The organism is Maridesulfovibrio salexigens DSM 2638, assembly GCF_000023445.1.
GTDB lineage: Bacteria > Desulfobacterota > Desulfovibrionia > Desulfovibrionales > Desulfovibrionaceae > Maridesulfovibrio > Maridesulfovibrio salexigens.
Genome location: NC_012881.1, coordinates 142,566 through 164,202, shown reverse-complemented (window position 1 = coordinate 164,202; position 21,637 = coordinate 142,566). Strand labels below are relative to the sequence as shown.

The window sequence follows — 21,637 nt, the reverse complement described above, 5'->3', positions numbered from 1 at the left end:
ATAAAACTACATAAAAAAGCTAAAAATGAGTACTTACATTAATGTCGATCACTTGTCATCAACCTCATAATGAAACACCATTTTTTAACAATCATCAAAGCGGCAGTCACTCTAAATCTTCCATCAAGAAAAATGAAGAACAAAATTAGGCATTAACAGATTTTTACGCGTGACGACTTTCATCAATTATAATTGTGCGTCAATACTAAATTTTGTTAGTGGAATTTTTTGTAAATATTATCTATAGTGCGCATAAATAACAGGGATTCAAAAGGTACAATAAATGGCCGCGGCAGAACAAAACTCAGGAAGACAAACAATCAAGGGTGTCTTTTCCAGTCAGAATGTACAGAAGATCGGTACAGGTACCACCGTGCGCCGGACCATCAGCAAAATGTACTGGATGGCTGAAGAGCTTAATCCTGAGAATGTAGAAGTGCAGGCCCTGAACACAAGTTACATTCCCGCCGGACCGAAATCTGTTGTCCCCATGGAAGAGTTTCTTTCCAAGTACTCGCCTGAGCCCGAATTTTACGTTTCCACAGTCTACCCCAAAATGCAGGAGCTGAACTCCACCATTACACGTGGCGAAAAAGCAAGGCAGGCCGGGGCTACTTACAGTGCCGAATTCGAATTTCAGAATGCACTGGGGGTTGATGAAGATAACGTTAAAGCCAACTTCGGCCTCGGACTGACCTACATGGAACGCGGGGAATCCAACAAGGCCAACGACATTTTTAACAGACTTGTCAAACTTGATGCAGCTTTTCAGGCTGAGCACAAACACCTTTTCAATGAATTCGGCATCAACCTACGCAAGACTGGCATGCAGGATCAGGCCATTGATTACTACGAACGAGCACTTGAAATGACCAGCAATGATGAAAACCTGCATTACAACATTGCCCGGGCCTATTTTGAAAAAGGCGTGCTTGATAAATGCTCCGCCCACTTGAAAAAAGCCCTTGAGCTGAATGCCAGTCACGACGAAGCATCCAAATTTCTGGAGTTTCTCAAAAAGCACCATCCTGAACAGGTCGCTTAAACACTCAGATATCGACAAAATTTAAATCCCCTTCCATCAAATGATGAAAGGGGATTTTTTAATTACTTTTTCTCAATCAAAGCTGAGTAGAAAAATTCATGCAGTTCCGAATCCGGCGGTGTGGTCCACTCTTTGAGCGGGACCGCATCCTTGTGCCGTTTGAGGAAAGCTCCGATCTGCCCCTCATTTTCAGCCGGATTAAGAGTGCAGGTGATGTAAGCCAGTCGTCCACCCTTACGTATGGTTTCCCATGTGTTATCCAGAATGCGTGATTGCAGGTGAACCAGAGAATCTACATCTTCCGGTGTGCGCTTGAACTTGGTGTCCGGCCTGCGTGAAAGCACGCCCAGCCCGGAACAGGGAACATCAAGCAAAGCTGTTCCGATAGACTCTTTTGCCAGTGGCGGATTAATAGCTGAGGCGCGGAATGACGCTACGGACGGAACTTCCCGCTTCAATGCCGCCAGCCTTCTGGCATGCGGGTCACTGGCAATAATGGGTGAAATATTCTTTGAATGTAGAAATCTTGACTTGCCGCCACGACCGGAACATCCATCCCAGACCGGAGTGGGCCATTCGGAAGGTCCCAACACGGAAAGAGCCTCGCGAGCTGCGTAGCTCTGACGGGTAACGGATTCTTTCAAGCCATTGAATGCCTGCGGCCAGTAACCGGAATAAAAGGCGAAAGCCTGTCCGTCAGAGGCAATGTAATCATTCTCTTCCAACAACTGCTCAGCGGCAGCCTTGGCCTCGTTGCTCTTGGTATCAAGAACAAATCCTGCGGCAGGAGGACAAATCTGCGCTTCAAGGTACTGCTCAGCCTTATCACGACCATAGCTGTCCACCCAAAGCTCTACGATCCATTCCGGACAGGAATAATACGCGGAAAGAAATTCTATTTCGGAATCGCTGTTGCGGCGAAAAAAATCTTCGTCAGCACCGTCTTCAGCTAAACGGGCAACCTTGCGCAGTACAGCATTTGCCAGACCGCCAAGCTTGCCGCGCGAAAGACGCTTTGCAGAATCAACGCCCCAGTCCACGGAAGCATAAGCCGGAACATCCATATGCAGGATTTCATAGGCAGCCATGCCCAGCACGCGCAGTATAGGAGCAGGCAGACCGTCAGGACGCGAGAGGAAACAATTAAGAACGGACTGCAACCTCAAACGCATGCGCAGGTAACCGTAAAGAATTTCGGTCACAAAACCCCGGTCACGGCCATCCAGTTTTGCTGCTGTAAGGGCATTATCCAAGACAGCCTGAGCATCTGCCCCGCCGTCAAGGGAACGGGTCACGCATTCGTAGGCGACTCCCCTTGGTCCGGGTAGAGAATTTGTTTTCTTCATAAACGGGTTCCCGGCTTAAAGCCCGGTAAGAGGTGTCAGCGCAACATTTTTGTCCGCATCTGCGGGGAGACTATCTTCCTTGATAAAACGGCGCAGCGCATTCTCTACATCGATAAGGGAAACCTGAGTATCAAGACAAGGACCGTTAGGACGTTCGTTAAGCACGCCGTAAACCGGAAGAGGATAGGTATCCTGTATACCGCTGGCAAGATCACGCTCACAAGCAATTGCAATGATCATGCGCGGACGGTTCTGCACAACCAGGCGGCGGGCAATGGTGCCCCCGGTGGCTACGTGAAAATGAACCCCGTATTTATCGCGAAGTTCCAGCAGTCCCTTGATGGTGCACAGACCGCAACGTTTGCAATTGTTGATGTCATAGGTCAGACGCATATCGCAGCGGCTGGCCTGCAAACAATGCGGAGTCAGGATCATGATCTTTTCAGGATCAAAACGGCCTACCTCTGAAAGGACAAGCTCGTTATTAACCTTGATAAAGGAGCCACGGATCTTGCGTTTGGAAAGTCCGAACACACGTCCCAGAATGGTCATCAGGGGCAGGAAAAGCTTAACGCTAAGCCCACGCGCCTTCTGCGAAAAAGGAAAGGTTCGCTGGAGCACAACGTTGGTAAGCAGACCAACATAGCCCCAGCCGACCAGCACGATGAGTGCGAAAATGAACAGGCCCCAAGTCCAGGAAGCCCACGCACCAAAAGAATCCAGTCCGGCATAAGGCACATACCAAAGCAAGGCCAGAAACGCACAAAGCAGTACGCAGGTTCCAGTGATCAGACCAATGAAAAGACGCTTTTTGTTATCTTTTTCTACACTCATCTATTAAATCCGAAGTTAACACTTATTCATGTAACCGCACATAAAGGCTTTGCCGTCCATCTCTTTCTTTCCGGCAGGCTTGACCTTGGATGCGAGGTAAATTTTATCTTGGCAGGCGATGCCGAGCATGCCGTCAGACTCGCCAACGATGGTTCCGGGTGCGTGTTCCCCAACCTCATCATCACCGGGCTTACCGGGAGAAAGCACAAGGCGGATGGGGTCTTTGCCTTCCGGAGTCCAGAAGTAATAAGCACCGGGCCACGGGTACATGCCCCTGATCTTATTGTGCACTTCCTTGACCGGAAGATTCCAATCGATCAGCCCTTCTTCCTTGCTCAGTTTTTCAGCATAAGTAGCAATGGAATCATCCTGCGGCATAACGGTCAAACGACCATCGCGATAGCGCAGCAGGGTTTCCATGACCAGCGGACCGCCCATGTCGGCAAGTTCATCATGAACCTTACCAGTGAAGTCATCCCAGGCAATGCCGAGCGCCTGCTGAACCAGAATAGGACCAGTATCAAGTCCTGCTTCCATCTTCATGATGGTAATCCCGGTGGCATGGTCGCCATTGGCAACCGCTCTATGGATGGGCGCGGCACCGCGATACTTGGGCAGCAGGGAAGCATGCACATTGATGGGCATCACTGCGGGGACATCCAGCACAGACTGAGGAAGGATCAATCCGTAAGCTGCAACAACCAGAAAATCAGGTTCCAGCGCACGCAGCTCTTCAACATCTTTTTCGTCCTTGAAATTCAAGGGCTGGTAAACCGGGATATCATTCTTAAGAGCAACATCCTTTACAGCGGAACAGCGCACCTTCTGCCCGCGGCCGCATTTGCGGTCCGGCTGGGTGTAAGCTGCAATGACATCACATCCGTCCCATTCCACGAGATACTCGAGAATGGTGGACGCGAAGTCCGGTGTTCCCATGAAAACTATTTTCCAGCGCTTTTCAGCCATTTTTTTACCTTCTTATCGTACATTGCACGTTTCAGGCGGCCTACACGGTCGACAATGAGGGTTCCATCCAGATGGTCAATTTCATGCTGCAACACAATGGCCAGAAAATCGTCTGCTTCAATGCGGACATCATTACCTTCAGGGTCAGTACCGGTTACGGTAACTGTCTCATGACGTTTGATCACGCATTTGAAACCGGGACAGGAAAGGCAGGCTTCCTCGGAATCCACCTTCTGGCTGCTCTTTTCAACGATTTCAGGGTTGATGATAACCTGCAAGTCAGTACGCTCTTTGGGGCCGGAAGGATCAATAACGATCAGACGCTTCTGGACTCCGACCTGCGGGGCTGCAAGGCCCACACCATCGTCTTCGTACATGGTCTCGATCATGTTATCGATGATTTCCTTCAGCTCAGGAGTGACTTCCTCAACTCTGGAACAGACTTCTTTCAAAGACTCTTCAGGATAAGCTAAAATATCTAGTTTCATATAAGCCTCCGGCGGCTCTCCGAGGGCCAAAGAAATTTTTTGAAAAAAGTTTCTCTGGACTCTTCAAAAACTTTTATTAGGGCTTCGCCATTAGTGATACGAAACGCCCTGTTTTATTTTAAACAAGCACAATTCTCGAATCTACCCAAAACATAAACTACCAAAACGTTTTGGGATTCTTAAACCCTTTTGCGACAAATCAGCAGGAAGGCTGATTTGGAAGTTGCCTTAGGCAACACCCCGAAGGGGTGAGCCTCAGGACGAGGCGAATCAAAAGGGTTTAAGGCCCCCGGCGGGGTCGCCGAAGGCTCTTTAATTCTTCATAGCGCGAAGCGCATCAAATCTATGCTTCTTTCTTTTCTCTCAGACGTACACCAAGCTCTCTAAGCTGAGTGCTGGAAACGCCGGAAGGTGCTTCAGTCATCAGACAGGTCGCTTTCTGAGTTTTGGGGAAAGCGATAACGTCCCTGATGGATTTTGCGCCACACAGAATCATAATAAGTCTGTCCAGACCAAAAGCAATACCACCGTGCGGCGGTGCACCGAACTGAAGCGCATCCATGAGGAAGCCGAACTTAGCTCGTGCTTCTTCTTCATCGATACCCAAAGCAGCGAACATTTTCTGCTGCATTTCGGGGGTGTGGATACGGATGGAACCGCCACCTACTTCGTAACCGTTCATTACGAGGTCGTATGCACGGGCGAGTGCTTCAGCGGGCTTGTCACCCAGTTCGTCAATCTGCCCTTCCTGCGGAGAGGTAAAGGGATGGTGACGGGCAACGTAGCGTTTTTCGTCTGCGTTGTACTCAAGCAGCGGGAAGTCGGTAACCCAGAGGGGTGCGAACTTGGACTCATCGATGAGTTCAAAGCGTTCACCGAGCTTGATACGCAGAGCGGCAAGAGCGGCGTTGACAATGTCGGCTGCTCCGGCCTGGAAGAAGAGGATGTCGCCGGGCTGGCAGTTAGTGAGCTCACGCAGCTTTGCGCACTCTTCTTCGGAGAAGAATTTAACAATGGGAGACTGCCATTCGCCGTCTTCCTTAACTTTGATCCATGCAAGGCCTTTAGAGCCGTAGATTTCAACAAACTTGGTGTATTCGTCGATTTCCTTACGGGAAAGCTCTGCACCGTTGGGTACGCGCAGGATTTTGATCAGCTCGGAGCTGGCAAAAACCTTGAAGTCGGAACCCTTGAAGATATCGGTAGCTTCCTGAAGCTTGAGGTCGAAACGCACATCAGGCTTATCACAACCGTAATCACGCATGGCGTCAGCGTAAGTCATGCGGGGGAAGGATGCGGGCAGTTCGGTTTCGATAGTCTCTTTGAAGACGGTGCGAACCATTTCTTCAGCCATACCCATAACCTGCTCTTCATTCACAAAGCTCATTTCGATATCGATCTGGGTGAACTCGGGCTGACGGTCGGCGCGAAGGTCTTCGTCGCGGAAACATTTAACGATCTGGAAGTAGCGGTCCATGCCGGAAACCATGAGCATCTGCTTGAAGAGCTGCGGGGACTGCGGCAGGGCGTAGAAATCACCGTTGTTCATACGGCTGGGTACGAGGAAGTCACGTGCACCTTCAGGAGTGGACTTAGTCAGTACCGGAGTCTCGATTTCGAGGAAACCGAGGTTGTCGAGGTAACGGCGAACGGACTGTGCAGCCTTGTTGCGCAGAATGAAGTTCTTGGCAAGCACGGGGCGACGCAGATCCAGAAAACGGTATTTCAGACGCAGCATTTCAGAAGCGTCGGAACGGTCTTCAATGGCGAACGGGGGAGTTTCGGAAGTGTTGAGAAGTTTCCACTCATCAACAACGATTTCGATTTCACCGGTGGTCAGGTTGGTGTTGCGCATGCCGTCGGGACGTTCACGAACTTCACCTTTGATAGCTACCACGTATTCGGAACGGATAGCGTGAGCACGCTCGTGAGCATCAGCATTGTGCTCAGGGCTGAAAACAACCTGAGTGAGACCTTCACGGTCGCGCAGGTCGATGAAGATCAGGCCGCCGTGGTCGCGGCGAAACTGAACCCAACCCATGATCAGGACTTTTTCGCCCATATTTGCTGCGGTGATCTCGTTGCAGCTATGGGTACGTGTCCAATCTCCAAGGGGTTCAATCACTCGGTATTCGTCGTAATCGCGTTCTTCAATTTGTTCAGACATTTTTAGTCTCTCCCGATATTATTTGAAATTTTCTACTTAAAATATTCGTCGCGGCTGACAGTTTCCTGCTCGCCGCCTTCGGCCATATCCTTAATGGTGACCGTTCCGTTTTCGAATTCTTCCGCACCGAAGATAAAACACTTCTGCGCGTTAATTTTATTAGCATGGCGCAGCTGAGCTTTCATGCTTTTAGCAGTAAAGCCAACTTCACCTTTAAGGCCGGAGCGACGCAGCTTCTCACCGAAAATGAGAGAATCCTTGGCAGCTCTTTCATCTACAAGAGCCACGTAAAAATCTGCTGCAGGTTCAAACTCACCTTCCAGCAACATGGCAAGACGTTCCATGCCGCAGGCAAAACCGATTGCCGGAACCTTTTTGGGACCGCCAAGAGATTCTACCAACCCATCATAGCGACCGCCGCCGGCAACTGCTGTCTGGGCTCCGATATCACCGGAAGTAACTTCAAAGGCTGTGCGCTGGTAGTAATCCAATCCACGTACAAGACGGGGATTGAGGGTATACTGGAGGCCAGCCTCGTCAATCAGGGCGATGACGGTATCAAAATGTTCACGACACTCTCCGCAAAGGTGATCCGGAAGAGTGGGCGCATTTTCGGTAAGGGCTTTGCAATTTTTGCTTTTGCAATCGAGCACCCGCAGAGGGTTTGTATCCATGCGACGCTGACAGTCATCACAAAGCTGTTCCCGGTCAAGGGAAGCCAAGAAATCCTTCAAAGCCTGATTGTACTTGGGACGACATTCAGGACAACCAAGGGAATTCAATTCGAAAGAAAGTTTTTCCAAACCGATATTGCTTAAAAAGGAAGAGAGCATAAGCAAAACTTCAGCATCGGCCTGAGGTTCAGCTGCCCCGAAAATTTCCGCATCAATCTGGTGAAACTGACGCATGCGTCCAGCCTGCGGTCTTTCGTACCTGAACATTGGACCGAAGGTGAAAAATTTGCTGACCTTGCCCGGCTGGTAAATTTTATTTTCCACGTAGGCCCGCACAATACCGGCGGTAGCCTCGGGGCGCATGGTCAGGGAGCGACCCTTGCGGTCAGGGAAAGTGTACATTTCTTTCTGGACCACATCGGTTTCCTCACCGATGGAACGACAGAAAAGTTCTGTTTTTTCCAGAATAGGTACTCTCAGTTCCCCGTAACCATATGAAGAGAAAACATCCCTTGCAGTCTTCTCCATGAACGCATATCTTGCACTATCCTCTGGAAAGAGGTCTGCAACACCTTTGATTTTCTGTATTTTTGCCATCTCTCTTCTCTTTGCGAATTTCCGGGGAATGCTGATATTTGTAGTCCGCCCCCGGCACGGAGCGTGGAACCAAATTTCGTTAGTCTATTATCATATGAATGTCAAAAACCATTGCGGCAACACGGTCATTCGCCCAAATCACCAAACAGCTATGAAAGAACCGGATGCAATGCGCAAGTAAAAAAGATCGGAAGAATGCGTATATGCACATGCACTTTAACAGCTGCCTGGTTGCTAATTAGTCTAAGCTGCGGCATTAAGGGCTCAGGAGATTAAACATTATGGAAATGATAACTTCACAGGATTACCAAGAATACATCGGCCCCAATGCGGGTAAATACCTTTTCAACTTCGCCAAATTCCAACAGCTGCATGACGGCTTCACTGTAACTTGGCATTGGCCTGCATTTTTATTCGGGTTCTGGTGGTTCCTATATCGCAAAATGTACTTCTGGGCCGCAGTCACCTTTCTGATCGGCTTTCTGCCCTTCGGCAACTTCATTGCCCAGATCGGCTACGGCATGAGCGCATATTTCTTCTACTACCGTGACTCCACTGCCAAGATCGGTGCTATCAAGTCCACCGCTCCGGTTGGAGGAGCTTCAATAATCATGCGCGATACCGGGGGAGTGCACGGCTGGGTAAAATTTGTCGGCCTGCTGTGCTTTTTCCTGCAACCGCTCTGGATTTTCTTTATGTCCCTTTTCTTCGGAAGTGCCTTCATCTTTTCTTTCCATCAAGTTATGGTATAAGGAGAATAGACACTTATATTTGAAGGGGGTCCTCAATGAAAACTTTCTCATTCAGGCTGCTGAGCTCTTTCTTTGTAGCGGCGATATCGATCATGCTGCTTTCCGCCAGTGACTGCCTTGCCCAGAAACGGCTGGCACTGCTTATCGGAAACTCGGCCTACTCCAAAATCGGGGCACTAAAAAACCCGGTCAATGATGTGGTCGCCATGAACCGTTCACTAAAGAAAGCCGGATTTGATGTCATGGTGGTCAAAAATGCAGACCGCAATACCATGGGCCGAGCCATTGATGACTTCGGGCGCAAGCTCAAAAGCTATGATGTGGGATTGTTTTATTTTTCAGGACACGGATTGCAGGTTAACGGAATCAACTACCTCTGTCCGCTGGGGATGTCCGTTCAAGGACAATCAGACGTACAGTATGAAGCCATTGATGCCGGAAAGGTGCTGGCGAAAATGGAAGATGCCGGAAACAGCATGAACATTGTCATCCTCGATGCCTGCCGCAACAACCCCTTTAAGCGCAGCTTCCGTTCCATGCGTAACGGTCTGGCCCAGATGGATGCCCCGACCGGGTCATTTATCGCCTTTGCCACCGCTCCGGGCAAAACTGCCCTTGACGGTCGCGGCAACAACAGCCCTTATGTAACCCACATGCTCAACAACATGAACCACAAGGGTCTGACCATTGAGCAGTTCTTCAAGAAAGTCCGCCAAGGAGTGATAAAGGACACCAGCCGCAAACAGGTTCCGTGGGAATCTTCCTCGCTGGTCGGTGACTTCTACTTCTCCGGCAAAGGCTCTTCCGGTTCATCTTCATCACAGGCATCAAGCCAATCTACAACAACTCAGCAACAACAGACTCCGCCCCCGACTCCCAAGCCGAGACCTAAGCCCAAAAAGAGCAAGGATGAGCAAGTCATGGATATGTTGTTGAATTAGCTAAAAAGCAAAAAGGCCCGGTTAACCGGGCTTTTTTTATTTCACACCCATGAAAGAAAACACCACACCATATTTAAGTTGAGCCTTATTTTACATTGGGATACAATGTATCCCAATCGGGAGGACATATGCCGACAAAACAGATTTCAATCCGCACTAATCCGGAATTAATAGTAAAATTAGATAAATTAGCAACTGCTACCAAAAGAAGCAGGTCACATCTGGTAAATCAGGCCATGGAAGAATTCGTTGCACGCGAGGCATGGCAGATAACAGAAATTGAAAAAGCCTTGAAAGAAGCTGACGCTGAGGACTTCGCCACTGAATCAGAGCTTGACGCTATGGATCAAAAGTGGATGAAAAATGCGCGTTAAATGGCTTAGGGGTGCGTTAAAAGATCTTGATGCCGAAGCATCATACTTAGCAACTGAAGATGTAGACCTAGCCCAGAAAACATACTCGCATATACGAGACCGAGGCGATTTACTCGGCAATTTTCCTCAAAAAGGCCGTCCCGGCAGAGTTCCGGGAACCAGAGAATTGGTGCTTGATCGATATCCCTACATCATCCCGTACCGTGTAAAAAACGACGTTGTGGAAATACTGCGAGTTTTTCACACCCGCAGGAAATTACCCAAAGACTGGGATATTGTTTAAGAAAATTTAATCCTTGCAAACAAACAGGAATCCCCCAACTGATGCCACAGTTGGGGGATTTTATTTCTTAAAAAACCAATTTTTATCTTTGCAGCAACCTTTCACCGGCATCCACCGATCTGGTCACCCAGACGTTACCGCCGATAACCGAGCCTTTGCCGATGGTCACGCGGCCGAGGATGGTTGCCCCGGAGTAGACGATGACATCGTCCTCCACAATGGGATGACGGGGAATTCCTTTGATCAGGTTACCTGAATCATCCTGCGGGAAGCTCTTCGCCCCGAGGGTCACACCCTGATAGAGACGGACATTGCGACCGATGATGCAGGTTTCACCGATAACGGTACCTGTTCCGTGGTCGATGAAGAAATGCTCGCCCACCTGTGCACCGGGGTGAATATCGATCCCGGTCTTGGAATGAGCCATCTCGCCGATGATGCGCGGAATGAGATCCACGTCCAGCTTGTACAGCTCATGAGCTATACGGTGATGGGTCATGGCGATGATACTGGGGTAGCAGAAGATGGTCTCCCCTGGACTCTTGGACGCGGGGTCACCCACATAAGCAGCCTGCACGTCAGTCGCCAGCAGGCGGCGAATTTCCGGCAGCTTCATCATAAACTCTGAGGCGATGCGCTGGGCATCGGCCTCACAGTTGGTACAGTTAAATTCATCGGCCTTGCAGAAAAAACAATGTCCGCGCAGAATCTGTTCTTCCAGAATCCGGTAAGCCGCATCAAGGTTGCCCCCGATGTGGTAACGCATAGTTTCGGGACGGATTTCGGAATCCCCGAAATAACCGGGAAACAGAACCGCCCGCAGCCTTTCCACAAACTCTCCCAGTGCAGCAATAGAAGGCATGGGACGGTCATGTTCAGGCATGTGATAAACTGTCTGATATGACTCTTCCTCGCACAAGGCGTCCACAACCTTCGTCAGCACGGAGCCGCCGATCTTACTAACCATTTTTTAAACCTCAGTCCTTGAACAAAGCGGTGCTTAAGTAACGTTCCCCGGTATCGGGAACGACAAAGACCACCAGCTTGTCCTTGTTTTCTTCACGTTTTGCGATCTCTACAGCCGCATGAGCCGCTGCTCCGGCTGAGATACCGCACAAAATTCCTTCTTCCTGAATGAGCCTGCGGGACATGGCAATGGCATCCTCGTCCGCAACCTTGACGATCTCGTCAATAAGCTCAGTATGCAAAACCTCAGGGACAAAGCCGGCCCCGATGCCCTGTATGCCGTGCGGGGAAGGTCCGCCGCCGGACAGGACCGGAGATTTTTCAGGTTCAACCGCAATAACCTTAATTGCCGGATTGCGTTTCTTCAGCTCAGAACCGACTCCGGTAAGAGTACCTCCGGTACCGACTCCGGCCACAAAGACATCAATTTTGCCGTCAGTATCTTCCCAGATTTCATTGACGGTTTTATTGCGGTGCGCCAGCGGGTTGTCCGGGTTATCGAACTGCAAAGGCAGGAAAGCATCCGGATCTGCGGCTGCAATTTCCTTGGCCTTATTCACTGCTCCGGTCATACCTTTTGCCGCCGGAGTCAGCACCAACTCTGCACCGAAACCTTTAAGCAGATCCTTGCGTTCCTGACTCATGGATTCCGGCATAGTCAAAATAAGCTTGTAGCCTTTCACTGCGCAGACAAAAGCCAGCCCGATTCCGGTATTGCCACTGGTCGGCTCAACAACGGTTGCGCCCGGCTTAAGTGCGCCCCGCTTTTCAGCTTCCTCAATCATGGAAACGCCGATACGGTCTTTAACCGATGAGCAGGGATTGAAAAATTCCAGTTTGGCGACAACCTGACCTGCGCAGCCTTCAGTAACTTTATTCAACTTCACCAGAGGAGTATTTCCAACCAGTGAGATCATGGAATCATGTATGTTCATATTAAACCCACTTGATATTGTTTTTCTAAACTCCTGCCTCAATTCAATGCAAAAAGCAAAATATGGGCGAAATTTTACAATAAATAAAATTTCGCCCTTTAATTCTTAATGATCGTGATCGTCTACCCAATCGAGTCCTTCATCACCGCGACGGAAAGGAGACATTTCACGCAGTCTGCTGATAATAGGCGGCAGCTCCCTGAGAACGAGATCTATATCCTCGTCAGTGTTGTAGGTGGACAGGGAAAAACGGAGTGAACCGTGGGCAAAAGTAAACGGCACACCCATGGCACGGAGTACATGTGAAGGTTCAAGGGAGCCGGAAGTACAAGCCGAACCGGAACTGGCAGCAATGCCGAACTGATCAAGCATGAGCAGCATAGCCTCGCCTTCAATGTACTTGAAAGCGATAGACAGGGTGTTAGGCAGTCTCATTTCCTGATCACCATTAATAATGGAGTCTGGAATAGCTGCCATTAGGCCTTTTTCAAGGCGATCACGCATTGCCCGCACGCGGGTGTTCTCGTCATCGATATGCTTAACGGCAAGATCCATAGCCACGCCGAGACCTACAATACCGGGAAGATTCTCGGTTCCTCCACGTCTGCCGTGCTCCTGATGCCCGCCGAGCATAAAGGGACGGAAGGGAGCATTCTTGCGCACAAACAGAGCTCCGATCCCCTTGGGGGCATGAATTTTATGTCCTGAAAGAACAAGGTAATCCACGGGCAGATTCTGGAGATCAATGGCAATCTTACCCACAGCCTGCACTGCATCAGTGTGAAAGAGCACACCGTGCTTTTTAGCGATTTCAGCCATTTCCTTAATGGGCGAAATCACACCAGACTCGTTGTTGGCGTACATGACTGAAACAAGGGCGGTATCGGGACGGAAAGCAGTGCGGTACTGATCCATATCGAACTTACCCTTGGAATCCACGGACAGGTAGGTAACATCATACCCCTTACGCTCATAATGCTTGGCTACGTTGAGTACCGCCGGATGCTCTACTCGGGTGGTAATGATGTGACGCTTTTCGGGCTGTGCTTCGAGGGCGGAAAAGATAGCAGTATTATCACCCTCGGTTCCACAGGAGGTAAAAATGATCTCATCGGGGTCACAGTTTAACCCGGCTGCTATTTTCTGACGGGCCTGCTCCATAAGCATGCCGGATTGACCGCCGAGGCGATGCATGGAGGAAGGGTTACCGTACTCGTCAGCGAGCAGGGGCAGAATTGCTTCGCGTACTTCCGGTGCGACCATAGTGGTGGCGTTGTTATCAAGATATGCTGGCATGACTAGGCCTCCCGAACACTGATTTCAGGTTCAACGGTTTCCTTCAGGCGACGCTCAACAAAGTCCTTAAGAGTACGTCCGCTGGAAGGACATCCTACACAGGCACCGCGCAGGGAAACGATCACTTCGTGGCCGTCAATATCGATGAGCTCGATATCACCGCCGTCCTTATTCAGGGCCGGACGAATTTCTTCATCAATAACCTTGGTCACCAGCTGGAAACGCTTAATGTTGGTCAGCTTGGCAGGCTTTTCCGGTTCCGGAGCAGGCTTGGCAGCTTCACCGGTCAGGACCTCAGTGATGATCTCTTCGATGCGTCCATGACATTCCTCACAACCGCCACCGGCCTTGGTAAAGTTGGTAACTTCTTCAAGGGTAGTCAGCTTGTTTTCCTTGACTGCGCGGATGATCTGAAGATCTGTCACACCGAAGCACTTACAGACAATTTCTCCTTCGGGGGCCGGAGCAGCTCCAAGGCCGCGGTACTTGCGAATGGCATCTTCAAGTGCCTCCTGGCCCATTACGGAACAGTGCATCTTTTCCTTGGGCAGTCCGCCAAGGGCCTCGGCAATATCCTTGTTGCTGACCTGTGCAGCTTCATCAAGAGTCATACCCTTGATCAGTTCGGTAAGCACGGAGCTGGAAGCAATCGCACTGGCGCAGCCAAAAGTCTGGAACTTTGCGTCCACGATGCGCTCTTCATCATCAATTTTGAGAAACAGCCTCAGGGCATCACCGCATGAAAGAGAACCGACCTCGCCGATTGCATCCGCGTCTTCAATTACCCCGACATTCTTGGGGTTGAGAAAATGCTCTTGAACCTTACTAGTATATTCCCACATATTATCCTCCGCATCTCTATTGCGTGAATCTGGTTTATAAGAAATATCTTAAGCATACCCTCTTCCGGTTATTTTCGAAAGAAAAACGGCCTGCTTTCTATTATTCAACAAAATTTCATACCATTTTGGTATGATTTATTTTACGCTCAAGCCCTTTGCTTAGCAAGTTTTTTATACTTTCACCGTAGATATTAGGTTGTAATAGCTAAAAAGCAAGAGGGTGACCTGAATCACCCCCAAAAAATCATCAAAAAAGATGAGTCAAATTAATCCGAATGATACTCCTGCGGCTGCATTTCACCACGCAGCACGGCCAAGCCCCCACGACCCATCACTTCCATTTCTTCAAGGCCGGTGACAACTTTCACCGGAGCAATGAATCCGACAACATCTTCCACAGCCTTGACCAGCAGCTTACTACGGGCAACTCCGCCAGTTAAGATAATTGCATCGATGGGGCGCTTTTGCGGGTCGTCCTTCATAAGAGCCGGGATAAAAGAACAGATATACTTGGATGCATTGTAAACCAGTGCTTCCAATACCAAACGTGCTTCATCGTCACCTTCTTCCATGCGAGCCTGCACTTCGCGCATATCATTAGTTCCCAGCAATCCTAAAACGCCTGATCTGGAAGTCACAACCTTTCGCATTTCATCGAAAGTATACTGACCGGACTCAACCAGATTGAGGACGGGAAGGATTGGCAATGTCCCAGAACGCTCCGGACTGAATGGCCCTTCACCGTCAAGGGCGTTAATTACATCAACGACCTTGCCATACCTATGGGCACCGATGGAAACACCACCGCCCATGTGACCGACAATGAATTTAGCCTGTTCGTACTCCAATCCCATTTCAGCGGCCACGCTGCGGGCTACTCCGCGCTGGCTCAAGGCATGGAAAACGCTGCGCCGCTTGATTTCCGGCAGTCCGGTAACCTTGGCAACAGGATCCATTTCATCAGTAACCACCGGATCCATTATCATGGAGGGAACTTCCCAGAATTCCGCAAATTCACGGGCTAATATTGCACCTAGGTTGCAAGGGTGGACACCGTAACGACCGCTTTCCAGATCGGAAATCATCGCATCGTTTATTGAATACGGTCCACCGGGGATGGGCTTAAGCAAACCGCCACGCCCGACGACCATATCCGGTGTTCCTTTCGCAAGTTCATCTTTAATAAGATCCATAACAGCAGCACTGCGAAACTCTTTCTGTTCCATTACAGTGGAAAATTTATCTATTCTTTCACGGGGATGACTCACTTCAGCATCAAAAGATATTTTACCTTCGTTGAAGATCGCCACTTTGGTTGATGTTGATCCGGGATTGATTACAAGAATTCTCGAACCCATTCATATTCTCCGTAAGTTTACTGCAAGTTTAAGTTTATGCATTATGTGCTAAAATGGAGAAAAACAAAAGTAACACGCTACATTCCCGGAGTCCTTGACTAAAATCAAGTCGGAGTTACCTTTTAAAATATGGTATAATTACAAATACAAACAACACCTTTCACTCAAAAGGCTGCCGTTATGACTTTAAAAGTAGTACCCATCAACACCCTGACCGCTACACGCAGAAAAATTCTGCATGCAGCCTACAAATGTGCCGCGAAAACCGGATTCAATAATCTTGACGTGGATGAAATTGCGCTCAAGGCAGGAGTGACCCGCAAAACTCTCTACAGCTACTTCAATGGGCTGGAAAATCTGTTGAGTGAACTGGCGGTATCCGGAATTTACTGGCCGACCACTGAAGAGCTGCTGGCCAATGCCCCATCCGAATTTCCGGAAGTCGAACCGGAAAAACAGGTAGCTGCTTTTTTTACCGCCCTGCGCCGGACTCTGGAAACAAGACCGGACACCCTACGCCTGCTGGCTTGGGAAATGCTGGAACGGACTCAGCTTTCGGAATTACTGGAAGATGTACGGGTAAGAACCGCACTGGAATTTTTCGAGCACATGACCCCGGACGTACCTGATGATGTAGACCTTGCTGCCGCAGTAGCAATATTAGGCGGGGCTATTTCCTATCTTTCCATCCGCTCCCTGAACACCAAGCATTACGGCGGGGTCAGCCTGCAAGACGAAGTCGGCTGGGATCGCATGGAAGCGGCAATGCAGGGCATGCTCAAAGGACTGCTGTGCCTGAAGCCGGAAACTCTGGATTAACGATCCATAGAAGCCTCATTTATTTTTTAACGACGCATCCTGAAATACATAACCAGCGGAGAAACAACCACCATTGCAAGCATAGCCATCTCCGCTGACAGAAACTGCTGCGCCCCGACACAAACTCCGAGCACGACCAAAAACCACGGAATCCAACCTTCTACATAAACCTGTCCGGCAGGTCCGAAGATAAAACATAGCAGCAAGCCGATCCAAAGCACATTCGGCTTGGAACGGCGCAGCCTTGTGCCCAAGATGAAAGGAAGCACAGTTGCGCCGAGGAGGATGATTGCGGTGAGGATGATGTTGAGAGTGGATGCGTCCATATGGGTAGCTCCTTTTTAGTGGTATTGTTGAGGAAGCTAGCAGGTAGGGGAAATGCGGGCAAGTAAAGGGCCCTATTCAAAAAAACAGCCCCAACGCAAAACACGCCGGGGCTGCCATATTTACTTCAAGTCATCCATCAGATCTTCGGGGAACTCGTTCTTTTCATCCTTTAATTCTGGATGACGGTCATAGAAACCGTCGATCGGCTCAAGTTTGACATCACAATCGGGGCATTTGCCGTTTTTAGGTGCTCTGCCGTGTTCAACCCCGAATGGGGTCTGGCATTTGGGACAAATTGTTCCTTGTTCGTGATATTTTTTTTTGGGAAACTCATATAGTAGCCCTCCTAATATTATACACAGACCAAACCCTGCCCCCAACCACCTACCTGATAAACTTACCTGCATTCCCCTCGAATAAACATCCGCATGTGGGGCCCAAGGCCTGTCATAGAGAATCATGAAAAGCCCTATCGCAATCCATATCAGTCTCTCCGGTCTAATAAATCTATTTTCTAAAATACTCTTTCGTCCCATTATATATATCCTTAGCATTACTTTGTATCTGATCTCTGCCAGCCCATATCGATCCCAAACCTCCCCCTATCGTATACTTAGGAATGCTTGTTGGATCTTGGGCTGTAGCAAAATCATGTGCTCCTTTTGCAAACCTTTCAGCCCCTGGTATAGACGCAACTTTAGGCACAACCTCGACCGCTCCCCTCTGCATCAAAGAACGATAAGCATTAGCCATGGCCGCCCCGCCCCCGGCGGCATATGCCGCAGCAGCTTTAGGGGCCATGCCTGCCGCGATAGCAGTGTTAAAAGCATTGCGAAAAGCTTTGTTGTTTTTGTACTGTTCCGCAACTTCCTTAGAAGCCTTACCTGCTGCTTTCAAGCCATCTTTAAATGCTTTTCCAGCAGCTTCAGAACCTTTAGTAACGGCTTTCTTGGTTCCCTCGGCACTCTTTTCACCAAGTCCGTCTATACCTTTGGAAATTTTCTTCGCTGAACCTTTCAACCCATCCGCAATTTTTCCAAAAGTTCCCCTTTCATTCTTTGAACCGTCTTTTTGCCCCGGATGCTGGGGCTGGGCAGGTTTGCTTACATCACTGGGATTAGAAGGCTTGCTGGGGTTTGCACCACTAGGTTCCGCTTTTGAAGCGGTGTCAGGAGCATCCTTGCCGAATCTTTGTGCTAGATCACCAGACTGTCCTTCCGTTCCTTTTCTTTCTCTAGATTTACTTTCTGAACCTGCTGAAGAATTTCCCCCGGACGCATTGCGATCAGCGGGCTTAGTTAATGGACTTTGGGAGCTTGAACTTCCACCAGCTTCACCGCTGTCAGAACTCTCTCCTGAACCTTTCCCTTCTGAACTTCCTGAATCGTCACTTCCCTCGGCGCTTTCAGCGCTTCCTTTTTCGTCATCTGAAGAATCTTCACCATCACCATTTTGTTCTTCAACATGACCTCCATAGGCCTCCATTTGTTCTTCCCAAGACAAATCTGGATGTTCCGGCTTACCTTCCATTGTCTGGGACTTACTATCATCACGTCCCTTTCTATATTCCATAGTGCGAGATTGAGACTTATCCTTTGCTTGCTCATAATAAAGGTTGTGGCCTGACTCAATCCAATAATCAATCCCTCTCTTCGCCAGCCCCACCCGATCCACAAAGTTAACCGGATCATCATGGCAGTACCCGTAAACATCCACATCGCCGCCTTCAATCCCGATGGGATCGGGAGTGATGAACCTACCGCAGGACGGGTCGTATTCACGATGCCCGAAATGGACCAGTCCGGTATCCCGGTCATAGAGACCGCCAGCAAAACCAACAGGGATATTCATGCGGTCATTGGTATCGACAATTATATTTCCGAACGAATCGCGAATAATCCGCTTTACCTCATGACCATCTTTGTTAGCAACCATGTAGATGGTGCCGACCTGATCCGATGCTAGAGAATATAGTTCGTCATTGTAGTGCATTACAACGGGATCGCCTTCTTCATCATAGGCAAATTCCATGCGCGTGCCGTCCTCAAAAGCAACAATGGAAAGGGTGGTGAAATCATGCCAGCTGTAGGTTTCCGCAACCATGCCATTTACCGACTTGGCCATGCGCCTGCCCTGAGGATCGATAACATATGAAACACGGCGCCCATCAGGAAGATTGACCTGCTGAAGCTGACCGGAGTAGTGATATTCGTAGGTTGTGACATCCAAGCCGTCCTGTTTCATGACCAGACGGCCATCGCCATCGTAAGAATATTTAACTTCCCCGGCCCGTTCCAGACGCAGCCCCGGACCATAAGTGAAACGACGTTGTCCGGTCTGCGGGGTGGAACCGAAATAACGCTCGCCCTGCTTGCCGTACTTATATTCCTCAATGAGCCGCTCATCTTTCCAGACAGCACAAAGCCTGCCTCCGGCATCATAATCGTAGTGAACATGATGATCCTTTGGTTCAAGGGCACACAGTTTTTCCACAATGCGACCGTCTTCATCCCTTGCAGTTGCCAGCACGGAAAACGGTTCTTCCATTCCGGGTACAACAAAAGGAGTTACGCGGATCGGGGATTCGGGATCGAATTCCACGCCATCGCGCTCAAATTCATCATGCAGATCTTCGCCTGTACCTGTTTGCGGTTGTTGCGGTTGCTTAGCGCTAAATTCTTCAATAAGTGCTTTTGCGTAATCAGTCTGTGCCAAAGCCTGAACCAGCGGCAGTTCCTGATTTTCACGCATGAAACGCAGATGGGCCAGACGCTTGCGCCATGCATAACGTTCCTTTTCAATCTCCCATTCCTTGTTCTTCTGTTCCCAACGGACCTTGGTCTCCGGCTTCATCATGGACGGATACATGCGGTCACCGCGTGAAAATTCCGAGAAATCCGGTTTCGGTTCCAGTAAGACCATACCTGTGGACGGGGAGTAGACTTCCCACATATTTTCGATCTGAATCTGCGGTTCTTCATTCTCACCATACATGCGCAGGCCAAGACCTAATTCTTTTCGGCTTTTGGGCCGCAACCTGAAGTCATTTCTAAAACTCATAAATTCTCCGTTATTTAAGTTACCAATGAAAGCCCGGAATCCCATGATTCATGGGCATAACCTCAGTTTCAAAAACAACGGATATAAAACATGGCGGACGTGAATCAGGTAACTCACGTCCGCCGTGTCAGACTGCTAAGAAAGAGCCTCCCCCATTTGACCGGACAATCAATCCGGCCTATAAAACCGCAAGCGAGCAAACATATGACGGCAGACTTTACCCGGTCCATTCCAAGATAAAGCCTGACCGTGAACCTTTAACGTGCCAGCGAGGGGCCATGAAAGGTAAAAATAAAAAAGACGCAATTCTATATGCAGCGCAGGAGATTTTCGGACGCTACGGCTATGCCGGAACCACAGTAAAGATGATCTCCGAACGGGCGGGCGTGGCATTCGGACTTGTCTCCCACTATTTCGGATCAAAGGAAGAGCTCTTCATCACCGCCGGGGTGGCCATTGTTGAAGACCTCACTGAGTATCTCAGTACGGAGACCCGCAAAGCAGCAAACGGACTGGACGGAATCCAGACCTTCATGCGCAGCTACTTGAGTTATACCCTGCAACACCGCAACACCTTTCCGGTGCTACTGCGATGCTCTCCGTTTTCCGATGTTCAGATTGAACTGGACAGAACCCGCATTGCAGTAAAATTCCAGCAGCTCTTGAATGTCATCCGCGAATCAGTGGAACGCGGCATTGAAGACGGTTCCATCCGCAGTCTTTCCGTGGATGACACCACAACCATTGTTTATTCCAACATTGTCGGTACGGTCAGGACCAGATTCCTCTCCCCCTACGACCTGCCCAACCTCTACGAGGAAACCACAGACTTCGTGGTCCGCAGCATCAGGGCCCGGGATTAGTTTCCATATTTCTGCATACAGAAAAGCCGCGCACCATCTATGGTGCGCGGCTTTTCTGTTCCCTGCTTGACACATCTGCCATGTTCCTCCATCTTGCGTGCATGAAACAAGCTTCAGTTATATTTCTCCTGCTGGGTGCAATGGCTCTCTATCTGCTTAGCCCCACAAAAGCATCCGCCCATCCGCATGTATTTGTGGACTGTTCCCTGACCTTTGAATTCGATGACAACGGCCTCAGCGGAGTACGCCAGAAATGGTGGTTCGATGAAATGTTCGCAGCCATGATCCTCGGTGACTTTGACAAGAACCATGACAATAAGCTTTCCCCGGATGAGGCAACCGCAATCGAGCAAGGAGCTTTTGTTAACCTCCAGAATTTCAATTACTTCACACGCATCCTCGTGGACGGCAATGAACGTAAACCAGTGGAAGCTGTTCAGTTCAAGCCATCCATTGAAGAGGGAACCCTTGTTTATGAATTCTTTGTTCCCCTCAACATAACTGACGACGCCAAACATGTGGTTATGGTCGCCATCTATGATGAAAGCTTTTACACTGCAGTCCAGATGGACCCCAAAAACAAGGTACTCGGTTCAGACGGAAAATTTAATACCGGACTTGATCTAAAGCCGGTTTCTGAAATGGCATATTTTTACGACCAAATTGTTCCGGAAGCAGCAGTACTGACCATGCAGCCCAAATAG

Annotated in this window: 22 protein-coding genes; 8 read left to right on the top strand and 14 right to left on the bottom strand. The window is 49.4% G+C overall.

Going from position 1 to position 21,637, the window contains the following annotated elements; translation table 11 throughout:
• Positions 1–283: 283 nt before the first annotated feature.
• The gene (locus DESAL_RS00775; protein WP_012765745.1) at positions 284–1,045 is read left to right on the top strand and encodes a tetratricopeptide repeat protein; all 762 of its coding nucleotides are present in this window, start codon (positions 284–286) and stop codon (positions 1,043–1,045) included.
• 62 nt (positions 1,046–1,107) lie between these two features.
• Here DESAL_RS00775 and DESAL_RS00770 read toward each other — a convergent pair whose 3' ends face one another.
• The 6 genes from DESAL_RS00770 to hisS form a co-directional block, all read right to left on the bottom strand.
• The gene (locus tag DESAL_RS00770) at positions 1,108–2,391 is read right to left on the bottom strand and encodes a transcription antitermination factor NusB (protein ID WP_012765744.1); all 1,284 of its coding nucleotides are present in this window, start codon (positions 2,389–2,391) and stop codon (positions 1,108–1,110) included.
• Between the two features lie 15 nt (positions 2,392–2,406).
• Positions 2,407–3,225: a DUF116 domain-containing protein gene (locus DESAL_RS00765; RefSeq protein WP_012765743.1), complete on the bottom strand. Its 819-nt coding sequence runs from the start codon at positions 3,223–3,225 to the stop codon at positions 2,407–2,409.
• Positions 3,226–3,240: 15 nt separating this feature from the next.
• A complete protein-coding gene (gene fmt / locus DESAL_RS00760; protein ID WP_012765742.1) occupies positions 3,241–4,191 on the bottom strand; it encodes a methionyl-tRNA formyltransferase in 951 nt (316 codons plus the stop codon).
• Positions 4,167–4,679 carry a peptide deformylase gene (gene def, locus DESAL_RS00755; RefSeq protein ID WP_012765741.1) on the bottom strand — a complete coding sequence of 171 codons (513 nt, stop codon included), beginning with the start codon at positions 4,677–4,679 and terminating at the stop codon, positions 4,167–4,169. Before def ends, fmt begins: the two co-directional genes overlap by 25 nt.
• Positions 4,680–5,022: 343 nt before the next feature.
• Entirely contained in the window at positions 5,023–6,846 is a 1,824-nt protein-coding gene (aspS, locus tag DESAL_RS00750; protein ID WP_012765740.1) for an aspartate--tRNA ligase, read from the bottom strand.
• Positions 6,847–6,878: 32 nt separating this feature from the next.
• Positions 6,879–8,117, bottom strand: a complete 1,239-nt coding sequence (hisS, locus tag DESAL_RS00745; RefSeq protein ID WP_012765739.1) for a histidine--tRNA ligase — start codon at positions 8,115–8,117, stop codon at positions 6,879–6,881.
• Positions 8,118–8,398: 281 nt separating this feature from the next.
• Between hisS and DESAL_RS00740 the strand changes: the two genes are divergently transcribed.
• From DESAL_RS00740 to DESAL_RS00725, 4 genes are all read left to right on the top strand, one after another.
• Entirely contained in the window at positions 8,399–8,869 is a 471-nt protein-coding gene (locus tag DESAL_RS00740; protein ID WP_012765738.1) for a DUF2628 domain-containing protein, read from the top strand.
• Positions 8,870–8,904: 35 nt separating this feature from the next.
• Positions 8,905–9,810, top strand: coding sequence for a caspase family protein (locus DESAL_RS00735; RefSeq protein ID WP_012765737.1), 906 nt, complete (start codon positions 8,905–8,907; stop codon positions 9,808–9,810).
• Between the two features lie 128 nt (positions 9,811–9,938).
• Positions 9,939–10,184 (top strand): CopG family ribbon-helix-helix protein, encoded by a 246-nt coding sequence (locus tag DESAL_RS00730; protein WP_012765736.1) that lies wholly within the window; start codon positions 9,939–9,941, stop codon positions 10,182–10,184.
• A complete protein-coding gene (locus DESAL_RS00725; RefSeq protein ID WP_012765735.1) occupies positions 10,174–10,467 on the top strand; it encodes a type II toxin-antitoxin system RelE/ParE family toxin in 294 nt (97 codons plus the stop codon). Before DESAL_RS00730 ends, DESAL_RS00725 begins: the two co-directional genes overlap by 11 nt.
• A gap of 82 nt (positions 10,468–10,549) precedes the next feature.
• On the opposite strand, the gene DESAL_RS00720 is transcribed toward DESAL_RS00725, so the two are convergent.
• From DESAL_RS00720 to buk, 5 genes are all read right to left on the bottom strand, one after another.
• Entirely contained in the window at positions 10,550–11,434 is an 885-nt protein-coding gene (locus DESAL_RS00720; RefSeq protein WP_012765734.1) for a serine O-acetyltransferase, read from the bottom strand.
• 10 nt (positions 11,435–11,444) lie between these two features.
• Positions 11,445–12,368: a cysteine synthase A gene (cysK, locus tag DESAL_RS00715; protein ID WP_012765733.1), complete on the bottom strand. Its 924-nt coding sequence runs from the start codon at positions 12,366–12,368 to the stop codon at positions 11,445–11,447.
• 105 nt (positions 12,369–12,473) lie between these two features.
• Positions 12,474–13,664 (bottom strand): cysteine desulfurase NifS, encoded by a 1,191-nt coding sequence (nifS, locus tag DESAL_RS00710; protein ID WP_012765732.1) that lies wholly within the window; start codon positions 13,662–13,664, stop codon positions 12,474–12,476.
• A 2-nt stretch (positions 13,665–13,666) separates the two neighbouring features.
• Entirely contained in the window at positions 13,667–14,506 is an 840-nt protein-coding gene (gene nifU, locus DESAL_RS00705; protein ID WP_012765731.1) for a Fe-S cluster assembly protein NifU, read from the bottom strand.
• A 266-nt stretch (positions 14,507–14,772) separates the two neighbouring features.
• A complete protein-coding gene (gene buk / locus DESAL_RS00700; protein WP_012765730.1) occupies positions 14,773–15,864 on the bottom strand; it encodes a butyrate kinase in 1,092 nt (363 codons plus the stop codon).
• A 180-nt stretch (positions 15,865–16,044) separates the two neighbouring features.
• Between buk and DESAL_RS00695 the strand changes: the two genes are divergently transcribed.
• The gene (locus DESAL_RS00695) at positions 16,045–16,683 is read left to right on the top strand and encodes a TetR/AcrR family transcriptional regulator (protein ID WP_012765729.1); all 639 of its coding nucleotides are present in this window, start codon (positions 16,045–16,047) and stop codon (positions 16,681–16,683) included.
• A gap of 26 nt (positions 16,684–16,709) precedes the next feature.
• Here DESAL_RS00695 and DESAL_RS00690 read toward each other — a convergent pair whose 3' ends face one another.
• From DESAL_RS00690 to DESAL_RS19535, 3 genes are all read right to left on the bottom strand, one after another.
• Positions 16,710–17,009, bottom strand: coding sequence for a hypothetical protein (locus DESAL_RS00690; RefSeq protein WP_012765728.1), 300 nt, complete (start codon positions 17,007–17,009; stop codon positions 16,710–16,712).
• A 120-nt stretch (positions 17,010–17,129) separates the two neighbouring features.
• On the bottom strand, positions 17,130–17,546 hold the full coding sequence (locus tag DESAL_RS00685) for a hypothetical protein (protein ID WP_012765727.1): 417 nt from the start codon (positions 17,544–17,546) through the stop codon (positions 17,130–17,132).
• On the bottom strand, positions 17,518–20,070 hold the full coding sequence (locus DESAL_RS19535; RefSeq protein WP_012765726.1) for an RHS repeat-associated core domain-containing protein: 2,553 nt from the start codon (positions 20,068–20,070) through the stop codon (positions 17,518–17,520). Before DESAL_RS19535 ends, DESAL_RS00685 begins: the two co-directional genes overlap by 29 nt.
• Before the next feature lie 50 nt (positions 20,071–20,120).
• On the opposite strand from DESAL_RS19535, the gene DESAL_RS00675 reads away from it, so the two are divergent.
• On the top strand, positions 20,121–20,933 hold the full coding sequence (locus DESAL_RS00675) for a TetR/AcrR family transcriptional regulator (RefSeq protein ID WP_245543770.1): 813 nt from the start codon (positions 20,121–20,123) through the stop codon (positions 20,931–20,933).
• A gap of 101 nt (positions 20,934–21,034) precedes the next feature.
• Positions 21,035–21,637, top strand: coding sequence for a DUF1007 family protein (locus tag DESAL_RS00670; RefSeq protein WP_012765724.1), 603 nt, complete (start codon positions 21,035–21,037; stop codon positions 21,635–21,637).